Origin of the sequence: Actinoplanes sp. NPDC048791 (assembly GCF_040650095.1) — a bacterium.
Taxonomy (GTDB): Bacteria; Actinomycetota; Actinomycetes; order Mycobacteriales; family Micromonosporaceae; genus Actinoplanes.
Window position 1 is genome coordinate 1 of the sequence record NZ_JBEZGQ010000694.1, and the last position, 4,586, is coordinate 4,586.

The 4,586-nt window shown below is 70.8% G+C and carries 8 protein-coding genes; 7 read left to right on the plus strand and 1 reads right to left on the minus strand.

What is annotated here, in order from left to right:
- The 7 genes from AB0C29_RS34695 to AB0C29_RS34725 all read left to right on the plus strand — a co-directional run.
- On the plus strand, positions 1-435 hold a 435-nt coding region (locus tag AB0C29_RS34695), incomplete at its 5' end, for a hypothetical protein (protein ID WP_360829417.1).
- The gene (locus tag AB0C29_RS34700) at positions 428-1,177 is read left to right on the plus strand and encodes a hypothetical protein (protein ID WP_360829420.1); all 750 of its coding nucleotides are present in this window, start codon (positions 428-430) and stop codon (positions 1,175-1,177) included. The genes AB0C29_RS34695 and AB0C29_RS34700, both read left to right, overlap by 8 nt.
- A 9-nt stretch (positions 1,178-1,186) precedes the next feature.
- On the plus strand, positions 1,187-1,630 hold the full coding sequence (locus tag AB0C29_RS34705) for a hypothetical protein (RefSeq protein WP_360829423.1): 444 nt from the start codon (positions 1,187-1,189) through the stop codon (positions 1,628-1,630).
- A gap of 207 nt (positions 1,631-1,837) precedes the next feature.
- On the plus strand, positions 1,838-2,212 hold the full coding sequence (locus tag AB0C29_RS34710; RefSeq protein ID WP_360829426.1) for a hypothetical protein: 375 nt from the start codon (positions 1,838-1,840) through the stop codon (positions 2,210-2,212).
- Positions 2,190-2,987, plus strand: coding sequence for a hypothetical protein (locus tag AB0C29_RS34715; RefSeq protein WP_360829429.1), 798 nt, complete (start codon positions 2,190-2,192; stop codon positions 2,985-2,987). The genes AB0C29_RS34710 and AB0C29_RS34715 overlap by 23 nt, the downstream gene beginning before the upstream one ends.
- A 64-nt stretch (positions 2,988-3,051) precedes the next feature.
- Positions 3,052-3,348 carry an MTH1187 family thiamine-binding protein gene (locus AB0C29_RS34720; RefSeq protein ID WP_360829432.1) on the plus strand — a complete coding sequence of 99 codons (297 nt, stop codon included), beginning with the start codon at positions 3,052-3,054 and terminating at the stop codon, positions 3,346-3,348.
- Positions 3,345-4,019, plus strand: a complete 675-nt coding sequence (locus AB0C29_RS34725) for an HAD family hydrolase (protein ID WP_360829435.1) — start codon at positions 3,345-3,347, stop codon at positions 4,017-4,019. The genes AB0C29_RS34720 and AB0C29_RS34725 overlap by 4 nt, the downstream gene beginning before the upstream one ends.
- Positions 4,020-4,113: 94 nt before the next feature.
- Here the strand turns inward: AB0C29_RS34725 and AB0C29_RS34730 are convergent.
- Positions 4,114-4,586, minus strand: a 473-nt coding sequence (locus tag AB0C29_RS34730; RefSeq protein WP_360829438.1) for a histidine phosphatase family protein, incomplete at its 5' end; no start/stop codon positions are given.

A 4,586-nucleotide genomic window follows, 5' to 3' on the forward strand; every position in this document is an offset into this window, starting at 1 on the left:
CAGCTCTGCACGGCCCGGCAGATCCGCGCCGGCCTTGACCCGCTGCCGCCCGGCCCGCTGAGCCCGATGCTCCTGCACGGCCCGGACGCCCTGCGGGTAGGCAAGATTCACCAGAGCCCGTCCCCGGCGCTGGAGCTGCGCCGGCCGTACCCGATGCGGTCCGGCTGGTTGCCGTTGTCGGCCGTCCTGCAGGCGCGCTGTCCGGGATGCGGCACGCCGGTGCGCACCGAGGGCCCGGTGAAATGGCTCTATCACGACGACGACCGGACAGCGGAGTCCGAGGACGGCTTCGCCGGCACGCTGATCGGCGCCTGCGCGGAGAGCGGGGGCGAGGTGCGGGCGGAGGTACGGATCACGCTGACCCGCAGCCGCGGTGACGACTCCCGGGAGCTGACCTGGGACGCCGTCGACGTGACCGGTGGACGTCATGGGTAGGCGGAGGTGGCTGCCGTACCTGCTCGGAGCCGCTGCCGGGAACCAGCTCGTGAACCTGTCCGGCGCGGCTGTCCCGTACCGGTGGTTGACGGTTGTCCTGCTGGTGGCCGCGATCGGCCGCGTCGTCCCGGCTCTGGTCGCTCCGGCCGTGGTGGCGGCAGCAGCGGCGCTGCACCCGGCGTGGCAGATCCCGGCGGGCGTCGCTGCCGCCGCACTGATCATCGCCGCGGTGGGCCGGCTGGCCTTCCGGACGGACACCGACGGGCTGTTACCCGGCGTCGCGGCTCTGGCCATCGGAGTGGCGCTGCTGCGGGGCGGTGTCGCCGCCGGGCAGGACGGGGCGGTGCTGGCCGGCGTGTCGATCGCCGGCATCGGGGTGGCGGTCCTCGCCTGCGGGGTCGCCATGCTGCGGGCCGACTCCCTGCTGCTGGCCGGGGCCGTGCTGAGCTGGGGTGCCGCCGCCCTCATCGGAGGACTCGCGATCCTGGGGGCGCACAGCGCGGCGGGAATCACGGCGATCGTGGGCGGCGGACTGGCCCTCGTCGTCGGCGGCCTCGCGTTCGGGCGCGACTACGCGCTGTTCGGCGCGGCGGCGGTCGCTGACGCGGGCGCACTCGCGGGCCTGGGCGTGTGGGCGCTGCGGACCGGGGAGACAACGGCCGGCGTGACGGCGTTCATCGCGGCGGCAGCCGCCCTCAGCATGGGAATCGCGGCGCTGAGCAGCCGCTGGACGGGGGCCTAAGCTCTGCCCATGGCAGCTCGCCGGTACGGGTACAGCGTCGGCAACGAGAGCGACCCCGGCGACCCCTGGGGCCGCAGCGAGTTGAGCATCGAAGCGGACGGCCGGGTGTCGCTGCGCCACCACTTCCCGGGGCCGCTCGCCACCCGGGGCTGGACGGGCCGGGTCGAGGCGACGATGTTGGAGGCGTTGCGGGGCGCGCTGGAGGAGGCCGGGTTTCCGGACGGGCCGAGCGCGCCGCCGGTCGCGGGGTCGGGGTTGCGCCGGCTGACGGTGGGGACGGCCTATGTTGCTCTGCCCTGGCACCTGCCGGCCGCGCAGGCCGCGTACGCGAAGGCATTCGACCTCCTCGACGGCGTGATCCACGAACTCACCGCCGGGGCGGTGGCGTACTCGACCACGCACACCGGGCTCGTCTCGGACATCAATGAGGCACCAGGTCCGTCGTACCAGTAGCGCATCGGCGGACCGAATTTGCCGAGGATGCGGACGTCCACTTTGGTGATCACTGGCGTTCTTTGATCTTGCTAGCGACCCTCCCCGTACGGAGGAACGGCTCCGGCGCCCGGGTGACTATGCGTTACGGTCGTTTCATGAAGGAGGAGAGTTACGCTATGTTGCGCAAGGGTAGCGCTCCGCAATCAAAGCGAATATCGTTTGCCCGTGGTCGATCCCCAAACTTCGATGGCCCTATGGGAAGCAGCATCCTGGGGCGCCGTCGGCGGCGGGGCCGTGGTTCTGCTGAACTTCGGTGGCGACCTGGTGCGAAGCAGCTTCCGCTGGCCCTGGCCGAGGAACGAGGTCGGCCCTCGTCTGGCCTATGCCGCGATTCAGTTGCTCCTCGGGGGTCTCGTCACAGCCGCCAACCACAGCCAGGTCACCGGCGCATGGCCCGCCTTCATCATCGGGATCAGCGCGCCGGCCGTGGTGCAGGGAATAGTGGCGCGCGTGGAGGTTGCCCGCCGCGACCAGTCCAAGCCTGCAGCGAAGGGCGTCGAGGAGCCGGCGCGGGCGGATGCGGCCGATCATGACGAATAGCGGCGATACGCTCCACGATTCTGGATTCTCGAGGTTCCTGCGGCTCATCAGCCCGCTTCCGATCGTCCGGGTGCGAGTATCTCCCTGGCTCTATCGGCTGCTCATCGCCGCCGGTGCCCGCCCCGCACCGCCGCCCCGGAAAAGGCCCGGCCGGATCTCCAAGGCCATCAGCCTCGATGATTTTCTCGACTGGCTGGATTCTCATCCGTACAGCGATCTGCTCGAATTCCACACCCACGCCGCCTTGCCCCGCCTCGCCAAGCGGCTGCAATGCGGATGCATCGGCACCATCACGTTTCTGTTCGACATCGCCCTGCGACAGGTCGAGGCCGTTGAGGTCGAGTTGATCGGCATGTCGGGGTCGCCCGAGCACGACGACCTGCTGCAGGCCGTGTCCCTCCTGCGCAACAAACTGGACGATGCGAAGAACTTCACGTCCTCCATCGAAGATGAACTGCCGGCGGTCCGCGATCTCACGGAACGTGTGGCTGCTCACCTCGATGACCAGTCGACGCCTGGCGACCTGCGCGACAGTCTGCTGAAGTTGCAAAGCAACTTCGATCGACTGGAGCGCATACTCAACGACTTCTCCGGGGCGGACCTCAACGATGTCGACCTCAGCGGCATCCGCCTGCAGGGCATCCGATGGACACGCGCCACAACCTGGCCACGGAAGTGGCGTGGACGCATCGCCCGCAATTCGGTCCGCATAGCCCCCGGCGTCTTCCTCATTCAGGGCGAAGACCCTGTGCTGAGAGGACCTGAAGACGCCTAGCTTGCGCTTCAGCCACCCGGCCACGGCCGGCCTGCGTCTTTGATCTTGATCTAGATTGGGGACCATGCTGGTTGCCTTTTCTGTCACGCCGCTCGGCGTGGGTGATTCCGTCGGTGATCTGGTCGCCGAGGCCGTACGCGTGGTCCGGGCCTCCGGGCTGCCCAACCGCACCGATGCCATGTTCACCACCGTCGAGGGCGAGTGGGACGAGGTCATGGCCGTCATCAAGCAGGCCGTCGACGTCGTCGCCGCGCATGCGCCGCGGGTCACCGTTTCCCTCAAGGCCGACATCAGGCCCGGGGTCGCCGACGCGTTGCACGGCAAGGTCGAGCACATCGAGCGGCGGCTGGCCGAGCAGTGAAGCGCCTGATCATGTGGGACATCGACTACACGCTGCTGCGCGGCGGCGGGGTGGCCGCACGGGCCTGGAAGGCCGCGTTCACCGGGCTCACCGGGGTGGCGTGGCGGGCCACGCCGAACTTCGGCGGGCGCACCGACCTGGACATCTGCGCCGAGGTCTTCGCCACGCACGGGGTCACCGACTGCACGCCGGAGCGGTTCTTCGCCCGCTACGTCGAGGAGGTGCACGTCTCGCGGCACGAGTTCGCCGAGCAGGGCGCGCTGATGCCGGGGGTGCGTGCGGTGCTCGACGAGCTGGGCAGCCGGCCCGACGTGGTGCAGACGCTGGTCACCGGCAACGTGCCGCAGGTCGCCGCGGCGAAGATCGCGGCATTCGCGCTGACCGGGGCCTTCGACGCGGAGATCGGCGGTTACGGCACCGACGACAGCGTCCGGGCGACGCTGGTGCGGCGCTGCCTGGAACGGGCCGAGGCCAAGTACGGCGAACGCTTCCGGCCGGTGGTCATCGGCGACACGGCCAACGACGTGTCGGCGGCGCTGGCCAACGACGCGCTCGCCGTGGGGGTCGCGACCGGCTCCACCAGCATGGCCGAGCTGGTGCTGGCCGGCGCCCACGCCGTGCTGCCCGACCTGTCCGACGTGGACGCAGCGGTCGCGGTCATCACCGCCTGACGTGCCGGACCAGCCCGCCGCGAAGGCCGGCGGGGCCGCGAAAGGCCGGCGGGGCCGCGCGGAAAGCCGGCGAGGCCCAGGGCAAAGCCCGGCGCTACCGCACGCGCAGGTGGGGTGGGAAGCCGGTCCAGCGCAGCTCCGGCGGCAGGTGCGCCATGTCGTTGTGCAGCATCAACGCCGGCGGCCGGTCCGCGCTGTAACGGATCACCGTCAGCGCCGCGTTGCCCGTGTTCAGGCCCATCCACCGCTCCGGCGGCGCCCCCAGCGCGTCCCGCACGAACCACGCGATCAGGAAGCTGTGCGTGATCACCAGCTCGTACGTCTCCTGCTCGGCCGGCACCGCGAACCGCGCCAGCGCCTGCTCCGCCAGCTTCGGCCCGTCGTGCAGCTCGGCCGCGCTCCAGCCCTCGGTCAGCATCGCGTACGGGGCCGGCACGTCAGCCGGCACCCACGGCGGGTAGTCGCCCACGACCTCCGACGGTTGCGCCTGCGGCCAGGCGGCGGCCGTCTCGACCGCGCGGGGCAGCGGGCTGTGCGTGACCGAGGCGAACGGCACGTCGGCCAGCC

Coding starts and splice junctions, on each gene's coding strand:
- AB0C29_RS34700 (WP_360829420.1), top strand. CDS start 428: ATGGGTAGGCGGAGGTGGCTGCCGTACCTGCTCGGAGCCGCTGCCGGG.
- AB0C29_RS34705 (WP_360829423.1), top strand. CDS start 1,187: ATGGCAGCTCGCCGGTACGGGTACAGCGTCGGCAACGAGAGCGACCCC.
- AB0C29_RS34715 (WP_360829429.1), top strand. CDS start 2,190: ATGCGGCCGATCATGACGAATAGCGGCGATACGCTCCACGATTCTGGA.
- AB0C29_RS34720 (WP_360829432.1), top strand. CDS start 3,052: ATGCTGGTTGCCTTTTCTGTCACGCCGCTCGGCGTGGGTGATTCCGTC.